This window comes from Botrimarina mediterranea (assembly GCF_007753265.1).
Taxonomy (GTDB): Bacteria; Planctomycetota; Planctomycetia; order Pirellulales; family Lacipirellulaceae; genus Botrimarina; species Botrimarina mediterranea.
In genome coordinates this window covers 453,199-478,686 of record NZ_CP036349.1, presented here as the reverse complement: position 1 = coordinate 478,686, position 25,488 = coordinate 453,199, and the positions used below count along the sequence as shown (strand labels likewise).

At 66.3% G+C, this 25,488-nt stretch carries 18 protein-coding genes; 8 read left to right on the top strand and 10 right to left on the bottom strand.

Annotated elements, in window-relative coordinates:
- Nucleotides 1–37: 37 nt before the first annotated feature.
- A complete protein-coding gene (feoB, locus tag Spa11_RS01845; RefSeq protein WP_145106079.1) occupies nucleotides 38–1,999 on the top strand; it encodes a ferrous iron transport protein B in 1,962 nt (653 codons plus the stop codon).
- Between the two features lie 265 nt (nucleotides 2,000–2,264).
- Here feoB and Spa11_RS01840 read toward each other — a convergent pair whose 3' ends face one another.
- Both Spa11_RS01840 and Spa11_RS01835 read right to left on the bottom strand, forming a co-directional pair.
- Nucleotides 2,265–2,846: a DUF6580 family putative transport protein gene (locus tag Spa11_RS01840; protein ID WP_145106076.1), complete on the bottom strand. Its 582-nt coding sequence runs from the start codon at nucleotides 2,844–2,846 to the stop codon at nucleotides 2,265–2,267.
- A gap of 156 nt (nucleotides 2,847–3,002) precedes the next feature.
- On the bottom strand, nucleotides 3,003–3,458 hold the full coding sequence (locus Spa11_RS01835; RefSeq protein WP_145106073.1) for a DUF4430 domain-containing protein: 456 nt from the start codon (nucleotides 3,456–3,458) through the stop codon (nucleotides 3,003–3,005).
- A 125-nt stretch (nucleotides 3,459–3,583) separates the two neighbouring features.
- On the opposite strand from Spa11_RS01835, the gene Spa11_RS01830 reads away from it, so the two are divergent.
- Nucleotides 3,584–5,863: a 3-hydroxyacyl-CoA dehydrogenase NAD-binding domain-containing protein gene (locus Spa11_RS01830; protein WP_145106070.1), complete on the top strand. Its 2,280-nt coding sequence runs from the start codon at nucleotides 3,584–3,586 to the stop codon at nucleotides 5,861–5,863.
- 67 nt (nucleotides 5,864–5,930) lie between these two features.
- On the top strand, nucleotides 5,931–7,091 hold the full coding sequence (fadA, locus tag Spa11_RS01825; RefSeq protein WP_145106067.1) for an acetyl-CoA C-acyltransferase FadA: 1,161 nt from the start codon (nucleotides 5,931–5,933) through the stop codon (nucleotides 7,089–7,091).
- Here fadA and Spa11_RS01820 read toward each other — a convergent pair.
- From Spa11_RS01820 to Spa11_RS01795, 6 genes are all read right to left on the bottom strand, one after another.
- The gene (locus tag Spa11_RS01820; RefSeq protein ID WP_145106064.1) at nucleotides 7,088–7,681 is read right to left on the bottom strand and encodes a hypothetical protein; all 594 of its coding nucleotides are present in this window, start codon (nucleotides 7,679–7,681) and stop codon (nucleotides 7,088–7,090) included. The two genes, fadA and Spa11_RS01820, sit on opposite strands and share 4 nt — an antisense overlap.
- 127 nt (nucleotides 7,682–7,808) lie before the next feature.
- Nucleotides 7,809–8,474, bottom strand: coding sequence for a potassium channel family protein (locus Spa11_RS01815; protein WP_145106061.1), 666 nt, complete (start codon nucleotides 8,472–8,474; stop codon nucleotides 7,809–7,811).
- 108 nt (nucleotides 8,475–8,582) lie between these two features.
- Complete coding sequence (locus Spa11_RS01810; RefSeq protein ID WP_145106058.1) at nucleotides 8,583–9,992, bottom strand: TrkH family potassium uptake protein; 1,410 nt, start codon at nucleotides 9,990–9,992, stop codon at nucleotides 8,583–8,585.
- A gap of 93 nt (nucleotides 9,993–10,085) precedes the next feature.
- On the bottom strand, nucleotides 10,086–11,807 hold the full coding sequence (locus tag Spa11_RS01805; RefSeq protein WP_145106055.1) for a zinc metalloprotease: 1,722 nt from the start codon (nucleotides 11,805–11,807) through the stop codon (nucleotides 10,086–10,088).
- A gap of 246 nt (nucleotides 11,808–12,053) precedes the next feature.
- Nucleotides 12,054–13,316, bottom strand: coding sequence for an MFS transporter (locus Spa11_RS01800; protein WP_145106052.1), 1,263 nt, complete (start codon nucleotides 13,314–13,316; stop codon nucleotides 12,054–12,056).
- 18 nt (nucleotides 13,317–13,334) lie between these two features.
- Entirely contained in the window at nucleotides 13,335–13,925 is a 591-nt protein-coding gene (locus Spa11_RS01795) for a methyltransferase domain-containing protein (protein WP_197529666.1), read from the bottom strand.
- 36 nt (nucleotides 13,926–13,961) lie between these two features.
- Here Spa11_RS01795 and Spa11_RS22700 point away from each other — a divergent pair, with 36 nt between their 5' ends.
- The 5 genes from Spa11_RS22700 to Spa11_RS01775 all read left to right on the top strand — a co-directional run bounded on the left by Spa11_RS22700 (nucleotide 13,962) and on the right by Spa11_RS01775 (nucleotide 21,972).
- Nucleotides 13,962–14,192 carry a hypothetical protein gene (locus Spa11_RS22700; protein WP_197529665.1) on the top strand — a complete coding sequence of 77 codons (231 nt, stop codon included), beginning with the start codon at nucleotides 13,962–13,964 and terminating at the stop codon, nucleotides 14,190–14,192.
- Nucleotides 14,193–14,381: 189 nt separating this feature from the next.
- Complete coding sequence (gene mfd / locus Spa11_RS01790; protein WP_145106045.1) at nucleotides 14,382–17,660, top strand: transcription-repair coupling factor; 3,279 nt, start codon at nucleotides 14,382–14,384, stop codon at nucleotides 17,658–17,660.
- Nucleotides 17,661–17,723: 63 nt separating this feature from the next.
- Complete coding sequence (locus Spa11_RS01785) at nucleotides 17,724–18,926, top strand: peptidylprolyl isomerase (RefSeq protein ID WP_145106042.1); 1,203 nt, start codon at nucleotides 17,724–17,726, stop codon at nucleotides 18,924–18,926.
- A gap of 154 nt (nucleotides 18,927–19,080) precedes the next feature.
- Nucleotides 19,081–21,195, top strand: a complete 2,115-nt coding sequence (locus tag Spa11_RS01780) for a DCC1-like thiol-disulfide oxidoreductase family protein (RefSeq protein WP_145106039.1) — start codon at nucleotides 19,081–19,083, stop codon at nucleotides 21,193–21,195.
- Nucleotides 21,196–21,633: 438 nt separating this feature from the next.
- Entirely contained in the window at nucleotides 21,634–21,972 is a 339-nt protein-coding gene (locus tag Spa11_RS01775) for a hypothetical protein (RefSeq protein ID WP_145106035.1), read from the top strand.
- 10 nt (nucleotides 21,973–21,982) lie between these two features.
- On the opposite strand, the gene Spa11_RS01770 is transcribed toward Spa11_RS01775, so the two are convergent.
- Complete coding sequence (locus Spa11_RS01770; RefSeq protein ID WP_145106031.1) at nucleotides 21,983–23,782, bottom strand: potassium/proton antiporter; 1,800 nt, start codon at nucleotides 23,780–23,782, stop codon at nucleotides 21,983–21,985.
- A 227-nt stretch (nucleotides 23,783–24,009) separates the two neighbouring features.
- Nucleotides 24,010–25,410, bottom strand: coding sequence for an excinuclease ABC subunit UvrC (locus Spa11_RS01765; protein ID WP_145106024.1), 1,401 nt, complete (start codon nucleotides 25,408–25,410; stop codon nucleotides 24,010–24,012).
- Between the last annotated feature and the right edge of the window lie 78 nt (nucleotides 25,411–25,488).

The following is a 25,488-nucleotide window of genomic DNA, read 5'->3' as shown; positions in this document are numbered from 1 at the left end:
GGGCGGCCCGTTTCGCTTTCGAGTTAGCGGCGCATCCGTGGAAGCCGGCAAGCCAGCGGTCACTCTCCCTGTCATCGCCCCGCCGTCGGGTGGGGCCCGGGTCGCGCTGGTCGGCAACCCGAACGCCGGGAAGACCTCGCTCTTCAACCGCCTGACGGGCCAACGCGCCCACACGGCCAACTTCGCCGGCACGACGATCGAGCACCGCCGCGGCGCGCTCAAGCCCGCGGCCAACGCCCCGTTGCGGGGCGAGCCGATCACGCTGGTCGACCTGCCCGGCCTCTATAGCCTCCAGCCGACCTCGCCCGAAGAAGAGGTCGCCTGCTCGGTGCTCCGTGGCGCGCACCAGGGCGAACCCGCGCCCGACGCGGTGGTGATCGTCATCGACGCCACCAACCTCGAACGCAACCTGCCGCTGGCGCTGGAAGCTCTCGAGCTCGGCAAGCCGACGCTCGTGGCGCTCAACCTCAGCGACCTCGCCGACAAGCTCGGACTGCGGCTCGACATCGAGAAGCTCAGCGGCCGCGTCGGCTGCCCCGTCGTGCGGGTCTCGGCGCGGACCGGCGAGGGGGTCGATTCGCTCGTCGCCGCGGTGAACGCCTTAGTGGACCACAAGCCGCTGCCACAACTCGACGCGGCGGCTTGCGCTTGCACGAGCTGCAACGGCTGTGGCTATGCGTCAAGGTTCAACTGGGCCGAGTCGGTCCGCGCCGACTCGCTGTCGGGCGACCTCGCCGCGCCGAGCCGTTTCACGGACGCGCTCGACAGCGTACTCACCCACCGCGTCGGCGGCCTCGTGACGTTCGCGCTGGTGATGTTCGCCCTGTTCATGACGATCTTCTCCGTCGCCAGCACGCCGATGGACCTGATCGACGCGATCTTCGGCTGGGCGGGCGAGACCGTCGGGCAGTGGCTCCCCGAGGGGGACCTTAAAAGCCTCATCGTTGATGGCGTCATCGCCGGCGTCGGCGGGATGCTGATCTTCCTGCCGCAGATCTGCTTGCTGTTCTTCCTGCTCGCCCTCTTGGAAGACTCGGGCTACCTCGCGCGCGCCGCGCTAGTCATGGATCGGCTGATGCAACGCGTCGGCCTGCCGGGCAAGGCGTTCGTGCCGATGCTCTCGGCGCACGCGTGCGCAATCCCGGCGATCATGTCCACGAGGGTGATCGACGACCGACGCGACCGGCTCGTGACGATCCTCGTCGCGCCGCTGATGTCGTGCTCGGCGCGGCTGCCGGTGTACGTGCTGGTGGTGGCGATGCTGTTTCCCAACAGCCCCGTCGCGGCGGCCGCGACCTTTGCCGGGGCGTATGCGCTGGGCATCACCGCGGCGCTCGGCGCGGCGTTTGTCTTCAAGCGGACTCTGCTTAAGGGCGAGCGGCGGCCGCTGGTGATCGAGCTCCCCAACTACCGCTTGCCGTCGATCCGCGACGCGCTGCTCCGCACCGTCGATCGGGCGTGGATGTTCATCCAGAACGCCGGGACGACGATCCTCGTGATCTCGATCGTCCTCTGGGTGCTGGCGACCTACCCGAAGACCGACCCGGCAACCCTGCCAGCCGACGAGGCGCTTGCCGCGCAGGTGCAACTCGAGAACTCGTTCGCCGGCCGCATCGGTCAGACGATCCAGCCGGTCTTCGCGCCGCTGGGCTTCGACTGGAAGACAACGGTCGGCGTCGTCACCTCGTTCGCCGCGCGCGAGGTCGTGGTCTCGACGCTCTCGATCCTCTACGGCCTCGGGGACGAAGCCGACGAGAACTCGCTGCTAGCCGCGCTGCAGAACGCTGAGCACCCCGACGGGTCGCCGGTCTTCACGACCGCGACGTGCCTCAGCCTCCTCGTGTTCTACGTCCTGGCGATGCAGTGCCTGCCCACGCAGGCGGTGACGCGGCGCGAGACAGGCTCGTGGAAATGGCCGCTGTTGCAGCTCGGCTACATGAGCGCCATGGCGTACGTCGCGGCGCTGGTGACGTACCAGGTCGCGCGGCTGTGGGCGTGAGGGGACGAGGGGGGAAGCGAGTCGCGTCGTGCCGACGCGTAAAAGGCGACCCTGCTCAATGGCTTGAATTTGCCCCCAACCTCAAATTCGGTACAAGCGTCCACCTAGAGCGAAAGCGGCCCTTAGGACGCATCCTCGGGGGTCTGGCGCGGTCCGAGGAGCCTCCCCCAAACGCATTTAGCCCCCGGTCGCATTTAGCCCCCGGTCATTGACCGGGGGCTCAGTGGGGGGTGGGCGTTAAGTGAGGGCAGGAGCCAAGTGACCCTCAAACCGTCGCGGTCTCGGCGGCGGTCTCTTCCGCCACGGCGCCCCGCAGCGAGAACGCCCCCGCGGCCAACGCCACGCCGAACACCGCGCCGACGTACGCCAGATCGCCCACGAGCATCCGCCGCAGGAACGGCAGGGCGGCCGTGTAGCACTCGAGGAGGCCCGCGGCGGTCTTCGGGTAGTGCGTCTCGAAGGCCCAGACGGCGAAGTTCGTCACGACAAAGAACAGCAGCGCCGGCGTCAACGACAGGCCCACCAGTCGGGCTGCGCCGGCCGCGTGGCTTGGCAGCTGGCGACGCAGCAGCGCGCCTAGCAGCGGGGCGGCCGTCATCGTCGCGTAGACGGCCACGGCGACTTGCCATGAGCCGTAGGAGGCCAGCAGGGCGTCAGAGAGCAGCATCGCCGACAGCGTCGTCGCCATGGCCCAGCGCCGCGGCAGGGCGTAGCCCGCCATCAGGCCCACCGCGGCCATCGGCGTGACGCACCAGTCGGGCTGGCCCCAGCGTCCCACGACGGCGATCGCCACGAGGGCGACAAAAATGGCGGCGGTAGCGGCGATATTGCGGTTGAGCATCGACATCGAAAACGGTGTCAGGAGTCAGAGGTCAGGTATTAGGCAGGGGCCAGGGGCTGAGGGGCGAGGGGCGAGGGGCTGAGGGGACGCGCAAGCGGCCCGCCAATCTTTCCCATAGCCCCTAATCCCTCAGCCCCTAGCCCCTCGCTTCTTCCCAGAAACCTACTCGTAAGGGGCCAGCTTCCACAAGACGCTATCGCCCGGCCGCAGCTCGACGGCGCCGGCGCTGCGGGTGGCGTACTCGCCGTTGACCTCGAACTGCCAGTTGAGGCCGCTGGCGCCCTCGTTGGGCCGCCCCCTCAGCGAGGTGAGCATGGCCATCGCGCCCTCGCCCTGCCACTCGGTATCGACCGCCCCGGCCGTCGCCTCCGCCACGGTTAGCCCCTCGGCCCAAGGAATCTTCGCCATGGTCGGCTCGGCGTCCGGCAGCCGGAAGAGCAGCGTCACGGTCCCCGACTGCCCCGGCAGGGGCTCGGAGCGGGCGGGCGGCGCCGTCGGCGTGCGGGTGGCCTGAAAGATCAAGAGGCCGATCAGAACGCCTCCCAGGGCCAGCGCGAGCCTCAGGCGGGGGTTGAAGGGCTGGGCGGCGGCGGGCGGTGGGGAAGCGGGGGCGGTCACGCGGTGGCTTAAATGGGGGTAAGGTTTAAGCAGCCCCCTCCCAAGGGGAGGGGAACTCTGTGAACGGCTCGGGGGGCGCCAGCGTACCAGATACCGGCCCTCTCCCTCTTCCCCGCATAGCAACGATGACGGCGACTCGGCTCGATTGGACAGACACCGAAGCCGGCCGCGTGGCGGTCGTGACGCTCGACCTGCCGGGCAAGTCGGCCAACCTGCTGTCGTCGGCGATGCTCGATGAGATCGCGCAGCGGCTCGACGAAGTGGACGCCGCGGACAACGTCGCGGGGCTGGTGATCACGTCGGCGAAGCCGGGCGTCTTCATCGCCGGCGCCGACCTGACGGAGTTCGCCGCGGGTCTCGACCGGCCCGCCGAAGACATCCTCGCCACGTGCGAGCGCGGGCAGACCCTGCTCGGCCGGCTGGCGTCGTGCAACTACGTCACGGTCGCGGCGATCGACGGTGTCTGCGTCGGCGGCGGGCTCGAACTCGCCGTCTGGTGCGACCGCCGCGTCGTCACCGACTCGCCGAAGACGCAGCTCGGTTTCCCCGAAGTGAAGCTCGGCCTGATGCCCGGCTGGGGGGGCACGGCGCGGACACCGCGGATGATCGGGCTAGCGAACGCCGTTGAGTTGGTGACCGGTGGGGAGAGCGTGGGGGGGCGGGATGCTTTCCGCCTTGGGCTGGCGGACGATGTTGTTGATGCGAAGTTGGATGTAGGAAGTGGGAAGTGGGAGAAGCTTTCGGGTATCCCACTTCCCACTTCCTACTTCCCACTTCTCGCCGCCGCGGTGCGGCTCATTGAAGCGGAACAGCTCTCCGACGCATGGCGTGCTGACCGCGAAAAGCGTTCCTCGGCGATCGCTCTTTCCGAGACCGAGCTCATGTTCCTCGGCGCGACGGCCGCCGCGGTCATCCAGCAGCAGACGAAAGGGCACTACCCGGCGCCGGTGGCGGCGCTGGAGGTGATGCTCGAAGCGTCGCAGATGGATTTTGATGGCGCGCTCACGGCCGAGCGCGAGGCGTTCGCGCCGCTGTTCGGCTCGCCAATCAACCGCGCGCTGCTCAACGTCTTCTTCTTGACCGACCGCGCTAAAAAGAGTGGGCAGTCGGCAGAGGGCAGTCGGCAGAAAGAGGCGAGCCCTCGACGCCCTGAACTAGAAACGCAGTCGGGGGAGGAAGTGGCAATCGCCGGCGTCATCGGCGCGGGCATCATGGGCCAGGGCATCGCCGCCGCCAACCTCAAGCGTGGCGTGCGTGTGCTGATGAGCGACAACCGCCCCGCCGCGCTCGCCGCGGGGATCGAGGGCGTCATCCGCGAGGCTTCTTACGACAAAGCGACGAAGGGCGTCAGCGCTGATCTGGCGATTGCGCGGGCCGCGCACATTAGCGGCGTTAACGGTTCGGCCGGGCTCGCTGAGTCTAACGTGGTGATCGAGGCAGTTGTCGAGAACGCCGACGTGAAACGCAAGTTGTTCGCAGAGATCGAACGGACGTTGAGCGACTCCGCGATCCTCGCCTCGAACACCTCGACAATCCCGATCACGACACTCGCCGAAGGATTGAAGCGCCCGGAGAACTTCGCGGGACTGCACTTCTTCAACCCGGTCCGCAAGATGCCGCTGGTGGAGGTGATCCGCGGCGCGAAGACTGCCGACAAGACGGTCGAAAGGCTCGTCGCTTACTCGCGCAAGCTCGGCAAGACGCCGGTTGTCGTGAACGACGGGCCGGGGTTCCTCGTCAATCGCCTGCTGATGCCGTACATGAACGAGGCGGCGTTGCTCGTCAGCGAGGGCGTCTCGATCAAAGCGATCGACCGCGCCGCGAAGGAGTTCGGCATGCCGATGGGGCCGCTCGAACTGCACGACGTGGTCGGCCTCGACACCTGCTTGCACGCCGGCGAGGTGCTGCACGCGGCGCTGGGCGACCGCATCGAGCCGGCGGCGATCGTCGGCAAGCTCGTCGAAGCGGACCGCCTCGGCCAGAAGAACGGCAAGGGCTTTTACGATTGGACGCCGGGCAAGGGGGGGAAGCCGCCGAAGGGCACGCCGAGCGGGGAGGTGTTGCGGATTGGGGATTGCGGATTGCGGAATGAAGCAGATGGCAATTCGCAATCCGAAATCCAAAATCCGCAATCGCTCATCGATCGGTTGCTGTTTCCGATGTTGCTTGAAGCGACACGCGCGCTGGAGGAAGGGATCGTCGATGACGCTCGCGATGTCGATCTTGCGTTGATCCTTGGCGTCGGTTTCCCGCCGCACCGCGGGGGGCTCTTCTTCTGGGCCGACTCGGTTGGGGCGGCAAAGCTCGTTGAGCGACTGGAGCCTTTGCAACCGCTCGGCAAGCGTTTCTCGCCGACACAGCTGTTGTTGGAGAAGGCGAAAGAGAGTGGGAAGTTTTATGGTTGATCTTCGCGTCGATGACGACGCGGCTCACTACGGCATCTAATCCGCAATCCGAAATCCCCAATCCGCAATGCCCAAGTCCGCCGTCATTATCGACGCTGTCCGCACACCGATTGGTCGCGCTCACGCCGAGCGCGGCGTCTACCGAGACGTGCGCGCGGACGACCTTGCTGTTGCTGTTGTGAAGGCGATCGTTGAGCGGACGGGGATTGACCCGCAGGTGATCGAGGACGTGCTGCTCGGCTGCACGCAGCAGCAGGGGGAGCAGGGGCTCAACGTCGCGCGGCTCGTGGGGCTCATGGCCGACCTGCCCGCTTCAACCGCCGGGGCGACGATCAACCGACTCTGCGGCAGCAGTCTGCAGGCGCTCAATCAAGCGGCCCACTCGATCCTAGCGGGCGGCGAGGACGTGCAGATCGTCGGCGGCGTCGAGCACATGGACCACTACCCGATGGCGGACGGCGTCGATCCGAACCCGCGGCTCTTCCAGTACACGAGCAAGGGCGCGCTGATGATGGGCGTCACGGCCGAGTTCCTCGCTCAGTCGCAAGGCATCTCGCGCGAGGACCAGGACCGCTTCGCGCTGGCGAGCCATCAGAAGGCGGCCGCCGCGCACGACTCCGGTGAGTTCCACGCCGAGCTCGTTCCCGTTTGGGGCCGCAACGAGGCGGGCGAGCGTGAGCTGATCACCGCCGACCAGTGCGTGCGCCGCGACACGAGTCTCGAGGCGCTCGCCGAACTCAAGCCGGCGTTCATGCCCGTCGTCGGCACGGTGACGGCGGGCAATAGCTCGCCGCTCAACGACGGCGCCGCGGCGATGCTCGTGATGTCCGAAGAGCGGGCGGCCGAGCTCGGCCTCGCGCCGCTGGCTCGCATCCGCGCGACCGCCGTCGCGGGCGTCGATCCCTGTGTGATGGGCACAGGCCCCGTGCCGGCGACGCTGAAGGCGCTCGCCCGTGCGGGGATGAAGCTCAGCGACATCGATGTGATCGAGCTGAACGAAGCGTTCGCTGCGCAGGCGCTGGCGTGCATGCGGATGCTCGAACTCGACGAAGCGAAGGTGAACGTCCACGGCGGCGCGATCGCGATCGGCCACCCGCTAGGAGCCAGCGGCGCACGGATCGCCACCACGCTGCTGCACGCCATGGTCGCCCGCGACGCCGCCGTCGGCCTGGCGACGATGTGCATCGGCGCGGGGCAGGGGATCGCGACGATCCTCGAGCGGGTTTAGCGCTCGGTGTCGTCGAGCAACTCCTGTAGACGCTCGGCTAGCGGTTGTGAGTACCGATCCTTCCAGGTGGCGTCGATGAGGCCGACATCGATCATGTCGAGAAGGTGCACGCGATCTTTTAGCCGGTAGCTCGTCAACTTCATTCGCACAAGCGCTTCGAGCGAGAGCGTCTTGATGTCGTTGATCGTTTCTACTTCGGCGATATCCGGAACGGGTTCCGCGTAACCCTCTCGCACCTTCTCGCCAGAAAAGACAACGTGAACGGCGTCTCTCGCCTTGGCGTCGGGGCCATCCAGGAAGGTCGTTACGCCGGCGGAGTGGCGGTAGAGAAAACCGGCCGCTTCGAGTGCGACAATTGCGTCGGTAAGCCGATCACGCGACAGGATGATATCGACATCCTTCGTATTTCGGACGGCGGACTCGTCCACTCGGGCCACCCACACCTGAACGGCGTTGCCGCCGATAATGGCGTACGGGATACCAGCCGCTTCTAGCGCTTTAACGACCCGATCGAGTCGGTCTTTGACTTTCTGCACGGCTCGCTCGATTCGGTCCCAGAGGGCGTCGCCAGTGTAGATGATTTCGACCATGCGGCAATTCTACCACACAGCGGCGCTGGCAAGCGAGTTTAACGGCGAGCCGGCGACGTTAGTCGTCGGTGTGTGCCCGGTACCCGCTTCACACCGACGACTAACGTCGCCGGCTCGCCTCCGTTCTCTAACGGAAATCGCTCAGCTTGTTGACGTCCACCTGTTTGCCGACCACCAACAGGATCTGGTCGGCGGAGAGGCGGTAGTCGCCGCCGGGGAACATCTGCAGCTTGCCGGTGAGCGCGTCCTTGACGCCGACGACCCACACGCTGTGCTTGCGCCGCAGGTCGAGCTCCTGCATGGTCTTGCCCGCCCAGTTATCGGGCGACGCCACCTCGACGAAGCTGTATTCGGGGTCGATCGGCAAGAAGTCGAGCACATTCGGCCAGGTCATCTGGTCGGCGAGCTGGCGGGCGATCTCTTCCTCGGGGAAGATCACCCGGTTCACGCCCAGGCATTTGAGGATCCGGGCGTGCTCGTCGGTGACGCCCTTCACCACGACCTGCTTGGCGCCGAGTTCGCGCGCGTGCAGCGTCGCCAACAGCGACTGCGTGATGTCCTCGCCCATGCTGATGATTACGGCGTGGGCAGTCGCGACGGGGAGGTGAGAGATCGACTCGCGGTCGCGGGCGTCGCCGATGACGGCCTCGTAGAGCACGTCCTTGAGCGACTCGACACGGTCCTTGCTCTGGTCCATGCCCGTGACGCGGCAGCCGTTCTCGCCGAGGCGTTCGGCCAGCGCGCCGCCGAACGAGCCCAGGCCGATGACGACGAATTGCTTGTGATCAGCCATGAGGGAGGGGTGAGACTAGAGTCGGCAGGCTTGAGGGAGAGGGGGGACGCTTGCTCGTCCCATCATGGCTCGATTCGGCTTGGCTGACGAGGGCTTGCCCCAGCGCCGTTAGCCGACGATCGGCTCGGCGGTCGGGTACTCGACGCGTTCGTTGCGCTCGCCGTGGGCGAGGGCGGCGAACGTCGTGATCGGGCCGAGCCGGCCCATCAGCATCAGCACGATGATAATCACACGGCTGGGGCTAGAGAGGCTGGTCGTCAGCCCCGTGCTGAGCCCGACGGTGCCGAGGGCCGAGATCACCTCGAAGAACGTGTCGATAAACTTCCCCTGGCCGCTGTTGTGGCTGATGGTTGATTGCTCGATGACCAGCAGCGCCGTCAGGGCGATCGCGGCGATCGCCATGAAAAGCATCGCCGTCGCGACGGCGCGTTCGATGCTGCGGGGCGAGATCGTCCGGCGGTAGAGATTCACGCGCGCGTAGCCTTGAAACGTGGACCAGGCCCGCAGGCAGATGATCGCGGCCGTCGAGACCTTGAACCCGCCGGCCGTGCTACACGGGCCGCCGCCGATCATCATCAACAGGATGCTGATGAACAGCATCGCATTGGTGAGGTCGCCCGTCTCAACCGTGTTGAAGCCCGCCGTGCGGCAGGTGACGCTATGGAAGGCCGCCTTGAAGACCTTCAGCAGCGCTGGGTCGCCCTTAAGGACGCCGTCCGACTCGAGCGTCAAGAAGCTGGCGAACCCGAGCACCAAGAGCACGCCCGTGCCGATCAGCATGATCTTGCTGTGCAGTTGCAGCGAACCCCAACGGTCAGGCGCGGGCCGCTTGCGGCTCTTCCAGAGGTCGTTGACGACGGGGAAGCCGAGGCCGCCGACGATGACCAGAACGGCGATGGTCGCGTTGACGACAAAGCTCTCGGCGAATGGGATCAGGCTGCGGTCGTGCAGCGCGAAGCCGGCGTTGCAGAACGCCGAGATGCTGTGGAACAGCGCGTGCCATGTCGCTTCGCCGTGCGACGACCAGACGCCGGCGTCGGCGTAGTGGGCGTAGTTGATCTGGTTGTAGGCCGCCAGGATCATGAAGCCAGCTGTCTCGAAGAACAGCGTCATCATCAAGACGTTGCGGAGGATGACGCGGAGGTCGCCCCCCTCGCCGGCGCCGAGCGTGTCGGCGATCACCTTGCGTTGCCGGAGATTCCCGGTGCGGCTGAACTGCACGACGATGAACGTGGTGACGGTCATGATGCCAACGCCGCCGAGCTGGATCAGCGCGAGGATCACCGCTTGGCCGGTGTACGAAAAGTCGTGGACCGTCGAGCGGACGCCGAGCCCCGTCACGCACGCCGCGCTGGTCGAGGTGAACAACGCGTCGAGCAGCGAGATCGGCGCCTCCGGCGACGCCGCACAGGCGGGCCACAGGTACAGGGCCGCGGTCCCCGTAACGATCAAGATCGCGTACCAGATGAGCGACGCCCGACCGGGATACTGATTGACGGAGCTGGCGAACTGCGGCATAGGACGAAAGGCGGCGCCGGATGGGGGCGGGTTGATCCGCCTCCAGCATATCCGGCGCCGCCTTGGAACGTCATGGCGGTTAGCGAAGTCGGCCTACCGCGTCCTACGACGTGACAGCCCGACGGTCGCCGCCAGGGCCGCCATGACAAGCCCGGCGGGCTCGGGAACCATCTGTCCGACGATCGCCGCCGAGTTGAGCAGGCTGAATGACCCGACCGAACCCGCTTGGCCCGTGGTGCGGGCGTACACCAGCACCTCACCGGCTTCCATCGCCTCGGCGAACAACGGGTTGCCGGCCATCAAGAAGTTGCCCGCTGCCTGGAGGTCGGCGGGCAAGTCGTCGACGAGGCCGTCGAGCACGACGAAGAGGTCTTCGTACGCCCCGAGTTGGACCGGCGGGACACTGATGGGGCTGAGCGCGCCGGTCGTTTGCAGCATGGCAAGCGTCTGTGGGGTGAGGTCGTCGCCGTCAAGGCCGAGGCCCTCCACCGACGCGAAGGCGAGTTCGACGAGGGTCGCCGGTTCGGCGCCGGCAGCGACGCGGATCCCTTCGACCAGTTTCGTGTAGACGCCCGACGTCGTGGTCATCCCATGAGCCACGTCGTCCGCGCCGTGCCCCGCAAAATGGTCGTGGTCGTCGACGTCGGGACTGGCGAAGCCGCCGTGATTGAAGCCGTGCAGGGCCACCACGGGGAGCGGGATCGGATCGCCGCCCGTGGTGATCGCCGTCGCGCGATCGACAGTCCAATCCCACACGTCGAGCTGCAGGCCAAACTGCACGCCGCCGCTCACCGGGATCGATCCACCCGAAGGGTCGGAGAAGCCGTGACCACGATTCTCTAAGGCGTGGAGTAAGACCGTGTTAGCAGGTTCATAGCTGTTGAAGCGATTGGAGCCCGAGCTGTAAACGGCCAGCGGATTGCGGGTGCTGGTCCCCTCGCTACGAACGTTGATGCCCACGAGCGCCTCGCCCGTGGCGTTGTCGTAGTACCACGAAGAAGTACGCGGCAGGATGCCTAGCGGCTTATTGGCGTTGTTGGTGATGCCGATCGACGAGGTGAGGATTCGGCGGCCGTCGGCAGAGTTGGAGCCGTTGCGATTGACCCAGGTGTCGGGACCCGCGACACCGAGATTCGATCCGCCACTCCCTTGGAACGTGCTGACCGTGATCATCGCGTCGTCGTTGGGTCCCACCTCCTGAAAATCGATCGGGGCGCCGTAGGCGTAATCGAGCCCGGCAATCTCGTCCTTCGAGAGCGTCCGCCAGTACTCGCCGGCGCGGATCCCGGTGGGCGACTTCTGGGCGGGCATGAAGCCATCTCGGTTGCCCTCGTTCATGACCTCGCCGCCGAGCGGCGCCGCCGCGGTCAGCACGCCGTTGATGTAGCGGTAGTTCCGGTTCCATGCCGAACCATCGGGCGCAGTTTCGTTGAACCAAGCGGCGTCGCCGTGCTGGAATCCGATCGCGTGCCCAATCTCGTGCGTCAGAACGGACTTGAGATCGATCACGTCTTGCTCACCATTGAACCGATTCCAGCGATAACGTGGTGATGAACGTCGCTCGGCGCTGGCGGAGGCGGTCTGCCACTCGGCGAACGCCAACCGTACTTGGTTGAGAAGTTCGGGATCGGAGTACGTGCCGCGGAAGCTGTTGTCCATCTTCCAAGTGACGACGCCGGGATCGAACGAATAGTAGCGATCGGGCTCGTTGATGAGGTCCGCCGGCTCACCGGGGGCAATCAGGCTGAACGCTTGCGACAGGCTTGCCGTCGCAAGCCAACAAGCCAATGTGAAATACTTAGTCGAGTGATTCATCGCCTTCCCCTTTCCTTCGTCCGAATGAAACAAGGGCGCCGCCAAATGGGCGCCCGTAGGAAGCGGATCAAGAGCGAGGGCAAACGCCCGACAGGCGTTTTTAGAGCACGCTTCGCCAAACCTTAGCGTCTGAGCCGTGGGCGGCAGCCCTCGGTGTGCCGCGCAACTCGTGCTCCACACCGAGGGCTGCCGCCCACGGCTCAGACGTTCACGGTTGGGAGCCGCAAAGCCTGGGCGTAGCCCGCACTAGTCGGCGCGCAGCGATCGGCGGCGGAGTAGCGCGGCGGCCACGAGGCCGAAAACCGACAGCCCCGCTAGCGACAGCCACAGCCGCTCGTAGCCGGCGAGTGGGTCGCCCGCTTCGTGGGCCGCGGTGATCAGGCCGCCGGCGAAGAGGGGCCAGAAGATGTCGGGCGTGAAGCCGAGGAACGACACCACGCCCGCGGCGCTGCCGGTCAGCGTCCGCGGAATGTCCGACTCGGCGAGCAGCGCAAAGTAGACGCCGCGCAACGCGCAGCTGGCGGCCCAGGCGATCGCCATGTTCGCGACCGCCACGAGCAAGAAGTCGCTCCGCGGCGGCAGCACGGCCAAGGCGCCGAACGTCGCCGTCAGGACCGCGAAGCTCGCCAGCACCATCGTCACCGAGCTGAACCAACGGTCCGCCAGCACGCCCGCGGCGATCGCGCCGACAACGCGGAGGATCGTCAGCCACGCGGTGAGCGTCGCCGATTGGGACTTCGTGAGGCCGTAGGCGTCTTCGCAGTAGTGGCCGTAGAAGTCGAACGTCTTGAACGCGCAGTACGCGGCCAGCACCACGAGGCCCATCAGCCAGATCGCCGGCGACCGCAGCAGCTGGAAGACTTCGGCGGAGGTCGCGCGCGGCTCACGCTGAGCGCCGGCGCCCAGAGTGGGCGGCAATCCGAACCACACGACCACCGCGACGACGCTCGTCACCGTGAAGTAGCCGAACATCAGGGTGCGCAAGGCGCCGTCGGTTGCGCCGGCGGTCAGCGACGCGCCTACGGCCCACGCCGAGACCGCCGCGATCGCCCAAGCCACCAAACCGCGGCCGCCGTCGAGCAAGCCGAACGCGCGGCCTTGGCTCTCGCCGCCGCCGATCTCGCTGGTGGTGCGGATCAGCGGCGACCAGAACGCGAACACCGTCGACGCGCCCCAGAACGCGAAAAGGCACTTGAGCCCCAGCAGGCTGGGGATCGTCGCCATGTAGAGGCTCCCGAGCCCCGTGATGAAGAGTGACAACGCCATGAGCACCCGCGGCCCAACGCGGTCGGCAAGCGGCCCGCCGAGCGCGTAGCAAATCATCGCCGCGATGCCGTACCACGCCTGGGCGTCGCCGAGTTGGCGCTCGGTGATGCCGAACGAATCGAGCACCGTCGTGCGGAAGTAGCGACCGGGGTGGAACGGCGGGATGAAGATCGCCTCGCCGGCGAGGACAAGCGTCCCCAACGCCACGGCTCGACGCAGCGGGCTCAACTCGGTGGGTGGCACGGCCGCTACCTCAGAGGGCTAAAGACCGGAGAGGCCGTGCTGTTCGAGGAACTCCACCGGGATGTCGGCGGTCTTCTTCGCCACCAGCGCGAAGTAGAACAGCGGCGAGCCGTCCATCCCCAGCCGATGTCGGTAGCGTTGCAGCTGGTGCAGGTCGAGGTACTCCGAGAAGATCAACTCACGGATCAACCGCGAAAAGCCCGACTGATCGCTGGCGTCGAGGAAGGTCTCTTTAATGTTGAAGGCGACCCACCCGCCGGGCTGCACAAGCTGCGCCGCTTGCAGGAACGCCTGCGCCGGGATGTCGCCGAAGCCGAGCGCCGCCACGCACGTCAGGCAATTGAAGGCCCACTCGGCGAGCTGCTCGTGATCGCTGGGCTGCAAGTTAGTGAAGTCGCTGACGTAGTACTCGTCGTAGACGTGCGGCCGGTCGCGGTACGCGGCGTCGCGGGCCTCGGGGATGATGTCGGCGCCGACGGCGCGCGACATGCCATGGTGCTTGAGAACGTCCCCCATGATGCCGTTGCCGGCGCCCAGGTCGAGCGCCCGCAGCTCGGTGAGGTTCTCGCCCGCCGACTCGACGGCGAACTTCAAGAGATCGCCGACCACCTTCGGGGAGTTGCACTTGAGCCGGTCGTAGAAGACTTGCTCGTAAAGCCCGGGCCGGCGGTAGATCTCGTCGTAGTCGTGAAACCGCAGACGGATCCTTTCACCACGCTCGACGAGGTAGAAGAAAACCTCGTCCTGGCCGAGCGAAGCCGATTCAACAGGGGGGAACTGGATACGATGTCGAGAGTTGATGACTCACTCCGGGGTTATTCCGCGGCGAACATGGGCATTGTAACGCATTTCACGGTGACCGTCACCGTCGAGTGATAGGGCAGCCACATGGCTCCTGTAGGAGGGGTCTCCAGACCCCGATTAACGCGCACCATGCCGTTTCGGGTTGGATACCGTCATCGGCGTCTGGAGACGCCTCCCACAACCGTCTCGTCGCCGCGTCCATGTCATTCGTTCCAATAAGCTCCCCTGGGTGGCCGGCCGCGGGGCGCCTACACTTATGCCGTGAGCACCGAGGCTCTCGCAGCCCCTCCCGGAGCCGCGGCCGTGCTGGCCCGGCTGACCGAACAACTGACCCACGACGCGGACTTCGCCCGGGTCGCCGATAGCCTGCAAGCGGGCCACGGCGGGACGCTCGGCGGCGTCTGGGGGTCGTCGCGCGCGCTGGTCGCGGCGGCGCTGGCCGAACGCTGCCCCGGGCCGCTGGTGGTGTTGCTGCCGCACCTCAGCGACGTCGACCCGCTGGCGCTCGATCTGGCGAATTTCGTTGAGGATGTCGGCACGGTGGCGACGTTCCCCGCCTGGCAGACCGACGCCGCCGACCGGCGCGTCTCGGACAACGCCTTTGGGGCGCGGTTACGCACCTTGAAGGCGCTCAGCGGCATGCCGTCGGACGCGCCGAAGATCATTGTCTCGTGCATTCAGGCGATCTTGCAGCCGACGCCCGCGCCGGAGGCGATCGGCGAGGCGACGCGGCGGATCGCGGTGGGGGATTCGCTCGACGTCGAAGAACTTTGCAAGTGGCTCGTCGCGCACGGCTGCCACCGCACGACGGGCGTTGAGTTGCCCGGCGAGGTCGCGGTGCGCGGCGGCATCGTCGATCTGTTCGCGCCGGAGGCGGAACGGCCGGTGCGGATCGAGCTGTTCGGCGACGAGGTCGAGTCGATCCGCTCGTTCGACTCGGCGACGCAGCGCAGCGTCGCGACCTTGCAAGAGACTTCGGTGACGATGCTCGACCCGACCCAGTCGGGCCGCGCGCACTTCACGGCCCACCTGGCGGGCCCCGCGGGCGAGAGCGCCTGGTTCACGCTCATCGAGCCGGCCGACCTGGAAGAGGAGGGCAAGTTCTTCCACGAGCGCGCCGTCGACCCCAAGTCGCTGCACAGCGTTCGCCTCACGCTCGCCGAGGTGTTCAAGCGCCCGAGCGTGACGCTCGCCGGCGTGCCGATGGGGTCGTTCGAAGAGACCGGGCACCTCGCCTTCGAGTCGGTCGAGCGCTTCAGCGGAGACGTCAAAAAAGTCCGCGAAGAGATCGAAACGATCGGCCAAGGGCAACGCGCGATCATCGTCTGCCCCACCGAGGGCGACACCGCGCGTCTCGGCGAGTTGCTTGGCGAGACGACGCTCGCCAAAGACGGGCGCCTCGAGTTGGTGCTCGGCAACCTGTCGGAGGGCTTCCGCTTTGTCGGGCAGAAGACGCTCGTCCTCAGTTCTGCCGAGTTGTTCAACCGCCGCGACATCGCACGGCAACGCGGGCGGGCGATCACGGGGCGGGCGATCGATTCGTTCCTCGAACTACGCGAAGGGGACCTCGTCGTCCACGTCGCGCACGGCATCGGCCGCTACCGCGGCATGAAGCTAGTCGAGAAGGAAGGCCGCGCCGAAGAGCACCTCGAAGTCGAATACGACGGCGGCACGCGGATCTTCGTGCCGTGCTCCAAGATCGAGCTGGTCCAAAAGTACGTCGGCGGCAAGAAGCTCAAGCCACCGCTGGCGAAGATCGGCGGCAAGGCGTGGCAACGCCAAAAGCAGGCGGCCGAAGAAGCGGTCAGCGACCTCGCGGCCGACATGCTCGAGGTCCAGGCCCGCCGCGACGCGCGGCCCGGCATCCGCTTCCCGGACGACACGCCGTGGCAGCGCGAGTTCGACGCCGCGTTCCCCTACGACCTGACGCCCGACCAGAAGACCGCCGTCGCCGCGATCAAGGAGGACATGCAGTCAACCAGGCCGATGGACCGCCTCCTGTGCGGCGACGTCGGTTTCGGCAAGACCGAGGTCGCCATGCGCGCGGCGTTCAAGGCGATCGACGCCGGCTACCAAGTCGCCGTGCTCGCGCCGACGACCGTGCTCGCCGAGCAGCACCTGCGGACGTTCCGCCAGCGGATGGCCGAGTTCCCGTTTGTGATCGAAGGATTGAGCCGCTTCATCTCCGCCGGCAAACAGACACGCACCCTCGCCGCCGCGAAGGAGGGCGCCGTGGACGTGTTGATCGGTACGCACCGGCTTGTCTCGGCGGACATCGAATTTGCTAACCTGGGCCTGGTGATCATCGACGAGGAGCAGCGCTTCGGCGTTGCGGTCAAGGAACGACTCAAGGCGCTGCGGTCGATGGTGGACGTGCTGACGATGACCGCCACCCCGATCCCGCGGACGTTGCACATGGCGCTCTTGGGCGTGCGGGGAATCTCGAACCTCGAAACGCCGCCCGCCGACCGGCTGCCGGTCGAGACCCGCGTCACCCGGTTCCAAGAAGAGATGATCCGCCACGCGCTGCTGCGTGAGCTGGACCGCGACGGCCAAGCGTACTTCGTTCACAACCGCGTCCACGACATCCTCAACGTCGCCGCGCGGCTGCAACAGATCGTTCCCGAGGCGCGGATCGGCGTCGGGCACGGGCAGATGGCGGACGGCGAGCTCGAAGAGGTGATGACCCGCTTCGTGCAACACGAGTACGACGTGCTGCTGGCGACGACGATCATCGAATCGGGCCTCGATATCCCGAACGCCAACACGATGATCATCGACGACGCCGACCGCTACGGCCTCTCGGACCTGCACCAATTGCGCGGCCGCGTCGGGCGTTGCGACCGGCGGTCGTACTGCTACCTGCTGGTGGACGAAGACCGACGGCTCTCGCCCGAGGCGGCGCGGCGGCTGCGAGCGATCGAAGAGTTCAGCCAGCTCGGCGCCGGCTTCGCACTGTCGATGCGGGACCTCGAGATCCGCGGCGCCGGGTCGTTACTGGGCACGCAGCAGTCGGGGCACATCGCCACGGTCGGCTACGAGTTGTACTGCTCGCTGCTGGAGAACGCGGTGCGCCAGCTGAAACAGCTGCCGCCACGGCTGAGCGTCGACGTGAACATCGACCTGCCGAGCGAGGCGTTCTTGTCGGCGGGGTACGTCGGCCATCAGCGCGACCGCATCGACCTATACCGTCGCCTTGCGCGCGCTGCTAGCGAGGCGGAAGTGGACGACTTCCGCAATGAGTTGATCGACCGCTTTGGAACGCCGCCCCCGCCCGCTGAACGGCTGGTGGAGCTGGCGCGCCTGCGTGTGGCGGCCCACGCCTGGGGCGTGCAATCGATCCGCCGTGAGGGGAAGTATCTCGTGTTTGGCTACACCCGTCGGCCGGCGATCAGGCGGCTTGTCGAGTCCTCGAAGGGGCGACTGCGGATCGCGGACGACAGCGAGGCCTACCTGCCGATCCCGCCGGATGCGGATACCCCCGACGGGCTGCTGCTGCTAGCGGAATCGCTCTTGCGGGAGGAAACCGTCGCCGCCTAGACTCCGCCACAATTTTTTGGGGACGCAGTTTTCGACGCGCCACTCACGGAAGAAGGGCCGGCATTGTCTACGCATCGCTCATCGAAGGTCACGTCCGTCGCGCGGCTCGCAGCCGCGTTGTCGTTGGCGTTCGCCGCCGTCGCTGTGGCGCAGGCGCCATTCACCGCGACGTCCGCCGCGCCTGCTCAACAAGAGGCCGCGGCGCCAGCTCCGATGTCGCTGACGGGTCCGGCGGACGTCCAGCCACTCGAGGAATGCAAAGTCGTCGCCCGCGTCAATAGCGAGGTGATCCTGGCCTGCGAGTTGGATTGGCAGATGCGGCTGATGTTCGAGCAGCGGTTCGGGCCCGAGCGCGCCCATCAGATGATGACATCGCCACAGTTCGCTCCGGCGCGCGACGAGGTGATGAAGGGCATGATCGTCAGCCGCATCGAGATGGCCCTGCTCTACGCCGACTTCCGCAGCAAGGCGCCCCAGGCCGACTTGGCCTCGATCAAGAAGCAGATCGATATTCCTTTCGAGGAGACCGAAGTCCCGCGGCTAATCGAGACCCTCCAGGTCGAGGATCGCGCAGCGCTCGAGGCAAAGCTACTCGAACTCGGCACGTCGCTCAACGAACGCCGTGAAGACTTCCACCGCACGATGATCGCCCGCAGCTGGCTTCAACAGGCGGTGAAGATCGATCGGGAGGTCACGCACGAACAACTCATCGAGTTCTATCGCGAGCACGAGTCGGACTACGACCAGCCCGAGCGGGTCCGCTGGGAAGAGTTAATGGTGCGGTTCGACAAGCATCCCTCGAAGAGCGAGGCTTACGCCGCTCTCGCGCTGCTCGGCAATGAAGCCTACGCCGCCGCCCAAGCGGCGTCGGCCGGTGAGCCGGCCTTCGCCGCGATCGCGCCGACGAAGTCGGACGGGTTCACCGCCGACGACGGCGGCGCTTACGACTGGACGACGCAGGGATCGCTCGCGTCGGAGCAGATCGACCGAGCCTTGTTCGATGCGCCTGTGGGCGAGATGAGTCCGATCCTCGAGGGGCCGATGGGGTTCCATATCGTCCGCGTTATCGAACGCCGCGAGGCGGGTCCCACCCCCTTCCGAGACGTGCAAGCCAAGATCCGCGAAGACCTCTTCAACCTACGCCGGGACCAAGCCATCAACGAGAAGATGTCGGAGATGAAGAGGAACGCCCGGCTCTGGACGGTCTTCACCGGCGATATGAGCTATGAACAACTCGCCGAGATCACCCAGACCCAGCGCAAATGAGCCACTCCGCAGGCGACGAATTGGTCGCGGACGAACGTGGGCTGCGGCGTTCTGCCCCGACTAGCCCGATCGGCGGGGGGTTAATCTTGCTGGCGTCGGGCGGTTGATTAGCTTGGGACGCATCCTTCCCTCCGCCTTCCGCTCCCCCGCCCGTATGCGTCGGCCGCCGCTGAGCCCGCTCCAACGCGTCCTGCTAGTCCTCCTGGGCGCCGGTTGGCTCTTCGCGGCGATCGGGAGCCACTTCGTCTTCGAGCCCCAGGTGGCGGCCGCTTACGACGGCGAGTCGTTCGCCTGGCTCAACCAGAAGATCGCCGGCCACAAGGCGCACCGCGCCGGCGCCGGGCTCGACGCCAGCCGCGAGTGGTACGCCGCGCGGATGCAGCGTTACGCTTGGAACGTCTCCGCCCTGGCGACGCTGTACGCCGCCGGCGCCGCCGCGGTGATCGCCCTGCCCGCCGTGCGGCGGCGTTTGAAGAAGTTTTTCTTCGCGTCGTCGGCGCCGCTGAACCTTGCCGTGTTGCGGATCGCGGCGTTTGGCATGCTGCTTTACCTGCTGCGAAGCGAACGGATCCTCACGTACGCCGCTTGGCCGAGAGAGTTGTACGACTTCCCGGTCGTCGCGGACTGGCTCTACAAGTTCCTGCCGATCTCGGCCGAAGTCGCCTCGCCGCTGCTGATGGTCGCCACCGTGACGACGGTGCTGGCGATCCTCGGACTCTTTACGCGCGTCGCAGCCGTCGTCAGCGTGTTGCTGGCGATCTATCTGATCGGCATCCCGCAGTTGTCGGGGAAAGTGAACCACCTCCATCACGTCATGCTGATCTGCGCAGTGCTCGCCTGCTCGCGCTGCGGCGACGCGTTGTCGATCGACTCGCTGATCCGCGCGGTGCGCGGCGCCGACCGGGGCGTCGTGGCCCCGCCCCGACGGGGCGTGCGTTACGGCCTGCCGATCCGGGTGGCGATGATGGTGCTGGCCACCGCTTACTTCTTTCCGGGTTTCTGGAAGGTCGCCTCCAACGGCCCGCAATGGGTCTTCAGCAACAACCTCGAGAACCACATGCTGCAGAAGTGGTTCGAACTGGAGACCTATACGCCGCCGATCCCGCTGCACCAGGCGCCGTTCTCCGGGCCGATGGGCGCGCTGTTCGCGGTCGTCTTCGAGCTCGGCCTACCGCTCGCGCTCTTGTGGAAGCCGACACGCATCGCCTGGGCGGCGATGGGGCTGACTTTCCACAACCTCACCAACCTGCTGATGAACATCAGCTTCGTGACGCTCCAAGTCATGTACGTGATGTTCGTCGATTGGCAGCGGCTGCTGCGCTGGCTAGGCCGGGCGATGCTCGGTGAGCCGATCCGCGTCCTCTACGACGGCAACTGCGGCATCTGCCGCCGGACGATGGCGGTGCTGGGCGTGGTGGATTGGCTACAGCAACTGAAGCCGGTGAACGCCCTCAATCGCGAGGCTGTCGAGGCCGAGGGGCTTGGCTTCTTGGAGGACGCGGCGCTGGTGACGGATATGCACGCGGCGTGGAGGGAAAGCTCGAGGGACGGGGGAGTGGATGGCTGGCGTACGGCCAAGGGCTACAGCGCTTATCAGCAGATTGCTTGGCGGGTTCCTGTGTTGTGGCCTTCGCTGCTGGTGATCTACTTGCCGCCGGTCGTGGCGATCGGGTGGAAGGTTTATCGGCGGGTCGCCGACAGCCGGGCTTGCAAGCTGGCGTCGCCGCACAAGCCGGCGGCAGCGGTGGCGGCCCACGCCTGGTCGTGGAAGCCGCTGGCGATCGTCACGGCGGTGATCCTCACGGCGCAGGTCGCCCTCGGCACAGCGCGGCTGCATAAGGCGTGGCCGGTTGCTTGCTACCCCCTCTTTGACCAGATCGAGCAACCCTGGGTCGTGTGGCCCGAGTTCGAACTCGTCACGAAGAGCGGCGAGCGCTTGCCGCTCGACGACGACCCAATCCGCGACCACTTCGGCTCAGCCCGCTACGTGGCGCCGATGAAGCTGCTGATTCAAGAGCCGATCGATGAACCGAAGGCGGCGGAAGTGCTCAACGAGTTCGCCGCCATCTGGCGCAACGCGGGAGACCTTCCCGAAGACGAAGCGACGATCAATCGCCTCGTCGTGACACGATCCCGCTACGACCTTACCGGCCCCCAACGCCCCGCCGAACCGACAGAGCGAACGACGGGTTTCGAAATGCCTTGGCGCCAAGTTACGGCGCGCCACCAATTGGCGCCGATCCCTGATGCACAAGGGCGGGAACACTAATCAACGCTATAGCTTACTTCATGTTGCCGTAGCGTCTCACGCAGAGACGCGGAGACGCCGAGGGTAGGCAGCGAAGACTCACGCCAAGCCGCCAAGGCGCAAAGACAAAGTCGTTGAGAAATGAGCGCAGTCGCAAACGATCGCACAGCAACGAGTTCTTTGCGGCTTAGCGCCTTGGCGTGAGTCTTGAAAGCATCCAACTCTGCGTCTCTGCATCTCTGCGCGAGACTTCCCCACGTTGCTTCGTGGATCAGAGCGAGGCTAGAAACGCTACGGCTAAGTGAAGCATGCTCTAATGACGCGGTAGTGTCCGTCTTCTTGATTAGTGCTGATTAGCGTTGATTAGTGTTCTCAAGAAAGCCCTGTAGAGAACGACAAGATCGTGACCCCTGCGGCGAATAGGTGGCGTCTCGTTGCTCGCGTTGTGAGGATTCGCCGATGAAAGCTCCCGACTGTCTGCTTCCTACGCTGCGGTTGTACGGCCTGCCGGTCCTTGGGATGGCGCTGTTTGCCCTGGCTGTCTGGCGACGCTGGCCGCTGAACGACCTTGTCGGCGACGGGGGCGTGCTCTTGTGGGCGCTCGTCGGACTGGCGTGTGTGGTGGGGCCGAACGAGGTGGTCTCGATGGGCACGCTCCGCGGCGGCGGCTACTCGTCGTTCACCAACGCCGAGGCCCGGACCTTCGAGGACGCCGACGTCGTGCGGGTCATCGGCTTCGTGATCTTGCTCGACGCGCTAGCCGGCGTCGGACGATGGCTCGTCTGGACCTGGTGGTAGCCGCGGCTGGCTACGCTGTCGATTCGGCGTCGTTGCTAGGCGGTTTGTCGCTCGGCGCTGAAGGTCTGGCAGGCGCCGGTTGCGGCGGCTCGGTGATGACGGACATCGCAATGATCTCGACCGCCCCTTCGGGCGAGAGGCGATCGACCCGCAGCGTGGTGGCGCCGTAGCAGACGGTTTCACCGAGCTTCGGCGGATGGCCGAGGTGGTGCTGCATCGCGTCGACGAGCGTGCAGTCGGGCGGCCCGTCGAACGACAACTCGTAGACCTCGACCAGCTCGCGCAGCTTCGTGCCGGCGCGGAGCGGGAATTCCAGTGACGGCAACACGTGGTCGCGCTCGCCCTTCGGCGCGAAGACCCGGTTGACCAAGGTCCGGGTGTTGGGACGCAGCACGAGGATCACGTGGTCGCCGGCCTCGATGCGCGTCGCGCCTTGCGGCGGGATGATCTGGTTGCCGCGGGCGATCATCGCGATCACCGCGCCCTCGGGGAGGCCGAGGTTCTTGACCTTCCTCCCCGTCGCGCGTGAGTTCGCGTCCACGGCGTAATCGACGATGTCCCCTTCGACGTGCTTGAGGGAGCTGATCTCGAGCGTCACCGGCGCCACCGGCGCGGGCGGGTGTTCCAAGCCCAGCCATCGCGCGGCGGGCGACAGCCCGACGCCCTGCACGATCGCCGACACCACAACGATGAAGAAGACCACGTCGAACACGACCCGCGCCTGCAGGGCGTGGTCGGGCGTCGCGAGCATCAGCGGGAAGGTCGCCAGCGTAATGGGCACGGCCCCCTTCAAGCCGACCCACGACATGAACGCCGTCTCGCGCCAGGAGAACTTGAACGGGAAGGTCGAGGCGATCACCGCGATCGGGCGCGCCACCAGGATCAGCACCGCCGCCAGCAGCATCGCCCGGCCCGACACTTCCATGAGCCGGCTGGGGAAGCAGAGCAGGCCGAGGACCACGAACATCATGATCTGCGACAGCCACGCCAGCGAGTCGTGGTAAGCGAGCACGCCGCGCTTGAAGACCAGCGGCCGATTGCCGATCACAAGGCCGGCCAGATAAACGGCGAGGAACCCGCTGCCGCCGAGGCTCGCCGCGGCGCCGAAGGTGAGGAAGCAGGTCGAGGTGACGAGCACCGGGTACATGCCGGCGGCGGCGAGTTCGATGCGGTCGACGATCCACGCCGCCATATAGCCGCCGACGAGACCACAGGCGCCGCCGATTGCCATCTGCGCAACGAACATGCCCAAGAGGCCGACGCCAAGCGGCTGATTCCCGAGCAGCAACTCGATGCAGCCAATCGTGAGGAAGATCGCCATCGGGTCGTTCGATGCGCTCTCGACCTCGAGCACGGCGGCGAGCCGGCGAGAGAGATGGACGCCGCCCGACCGCAGCACCGAGAACACGGCCGCCGCGTCGGTCGAGCCGACAATGCTGCCTAGGAGCAGACCTTGCAGCGGCGACACGCCCAAAATCCAGACCGCCGCGAAGCCGACAATCACCGAAGTGATTAACACGCCGACCGTGGCGAGCGTCACCGCCGGCTTCCACGCCAGCCGGATCGACGTCATCGACGTGCTCAACCCGCCGTCGAACAGGATCACGGCCAGCGACACGGTGCCGATGGCGTGCGCGAGGCGGTAGTTCTCGAACTCGATGCCGCCGATCCCCTCGGAGCCGGCGAGGATACCGAGCAACAGGAACAGCACCAGCACCGGCACCCCCAGCCGCGACGACAGCTTGCTGGAGACGATCCCCAACAGCAGCATGACGCCCACGCCGAGGATTAGGGTGTCGATCAGGAACATCGCGGGCGGCAATGGGGGCGGGGCCAAACGTGGTGGGCCAGCAAGTCTAGCCGACCCCGGCGCCGCTGGCGAACGCCACACCGACGGTGAGAGGGGTCTCCAGACGCCGATTTCGCGCTCCATGCCTCAGCGGAATGGATACCGAAATCGGGGTCTGGAGACCCCTCCGACAAAAAAAGTCTGAGCCGTCAGCGCTAGCCGCGGGTAGCCCCGTCATCGACGCCCCATCACTCCCCCAACGTCCGCTTCCGCCGCAGCAGGTGGTGGTAGTGCTGGGCGAAGCGGTGCGACTCGTCCCGGACGTATTGCAACAGCCGCAGCGCGAACGAGTGCCGTGAAAGCCGCAACGGTTCGCTGTCGCCGGGGCGGTAGACGAGCTCCTCTTTCTTGGCGAGCGAGATCACGGTCGGCGGTGTGATGCCCAGTGACGCGAACGCCTCCATGCCGTGCGAGAGCTGACCCTTGCCGCCGTCGATCAACAGGATGTCGGGGAACGCCTCGCCCGCTTGTTCGAGCCGACCGAAGCGTCGGGCGACGACCTCACGGATGCTGGCGAAGTCGTCGATCCCTTGCACGTCGCGGATGCGGTAGCGGCGGTAGCCCGGCTTGAACGGCAGGCCGTCGATGAATTGCACGAGCGACGCCACCGTCTCGTTGCCGCCGAGGTGGGCGATGTCCACGCCCTCGATGACCCGCGGCATCTCCGGCAGCTTGAGCACCTTCTGCAAACCGGCGAGGCCTTTCTTAGGATCGACGTAGAAGACCTCGGGCTGCACGTCCTCCTCGAGCTCGCCGCGTTCGTCGAGTCGTTCAAGCAGTCGGATCTCGTCCCGCAACCGAGCGGCCTTCTCGAAGCGCAGCGACTTCGACGCCTCCTCCATCTCGGCGTTCAGCTCCTTCAGCAGCCGAGAACGGCCCCCTTCTAAGAACGTCTTTAGGCGGGTGATGTCCTTGCGGTAGTCCTCTTTAGAAACGCGCAGATTGCACGGCGCAGTGCATTGGTCGATCGACGCCAACAGGCACGGCCGGAACCACCGCCAGCGCTCGTCGTTCTCTTCGATGTCGAGGCTGCACGTGCGGAACTTGAAGATCTTCTGCAGTACCTGCAGCGCGCCGCGGAGGGCGTAGACGTTCGTGAACGGCCCGTAGAGCTTCGCCGCGGTGGCGCGCGGCTCGCGGGTGATCTCGACCCGGGGGAAGTCCTCGTAGGTGGTGATCTGCAGGTACGGGAACGACTTGTCGTCGCGCAGGTCGCGGTTGAACTTGGGCTGGATGTCTTTGACGAGCCGCGACTCCATCAAGAGCGCGTCGACTTCCGACTCGGCGTCGATGAAGTCGATGTCGTACGCCTCGGCCACCAGCTGCGCGGTGCGGCTGTCCTCGGCGGCGGCCTTGAGGAAATAGCTGCCGGCCCGGGCCTTGAGGTTCTTCGCCTTGCCGACGTAGAGGACACGCCCCTTCTGATCCTGAAACAAATAAACGCCGGGCGTCGCGGGGAACTTGGTCCGCACCTTCTCGGCGGCGCGGGCGAAGAACTCTGGTTGCGTCTTGGGTAACGTCTGCGCAGCGGCGCCGTCGTCCCCGTCGGGAGTGGTCTCGATCGTCGTGCTGTCGCCTTCGTCCGCCATAAGGCAAGCGTAGGGAGCAAGGCGGGCACAGAGAAGGGGAAGCGCCGCCGAACCAACTCACAGAGTCGATCTGCCTGC

Bases quoted from the DNA above. Each gene is read 5' to 3' on its own strand.
- Spa11_RS01840 (WP_145106076.1), bottom strand. From the start codon at position 2,846: ATGTCGATGCTCAACCGCAATATCGCCGCTACCGCCGCCATTTTTGTC.
- Spa11_RS01830 (WP_145106070.1), top strand. From the start codon at position 3,584: ATGACGGCGACTCGGCTCGATTGGACAGACACCGAAGCCGGCCGCGTG.
- fadA (WP_145106067.1), top strand. From the start codon at position 5,931: ATGCCCAAGTCCGCCGTCATTATCGACGCTGTCCGCACACCGATTGGT.
- Spa11_RS01820 (WP_145106064.1), bottom strand. From the start codon at position 7,681: ATGGTCGAAATCATCTACACTGGCGACGCCCTCTGGGACCGAATCGAG.
- Spa11_RS01815 (WP_145106061.1), bottom strand. From the start codon at position 8,474: ATGGCTGATCACAAGCAATTCGTCGTCATCGGCCTGGGCTCGTTCGGC.
- Spa11_RS01810 (WP_145106058.1), bottom strand. From the start codon at position 9,992: ATGCCGCAGTTCGCCAGCTCCGTCAATCAGTATCCCGGTCGGGCGTCG.
- Spa11_RS01805 (WP_145106055.1), bottom strand. From the start codon at position 11,807: ATGAATCACTCGACTAAGTATTTCACATTGGCTTGTTGGCTTGCGACG.
- Spa11_RS01780 (WP_145106039.1), top strand. From the start codon at position 19,081: ATGCGTCGGCCGCCGCTGAGCCCGCTCCAACGCGTCCTGCTAGTCCTC.
- Spa11_RS01775 (WP_145106035.1), top strand. From the start codon at position 21,634: ATGAAAGCTCCCGACTGTCTGCTTCCTACGCTGCGGTTGTACGGCCTG.
- Spa11_RS01770 (WP_145106031.1), bottom strand. From the start codon at position 23,782: ATGTTCCTGATCGACACCCTAATCCTCGGCGTGGGCGTCATGCTGCTG.
- Spa11_RS01765 (WP_145106024.1), bottom strand. From the start codon at position 25,410: ATGGCGGACGAAGGCGACAGCACGACGATCGAGACCACTCCCGACGGG.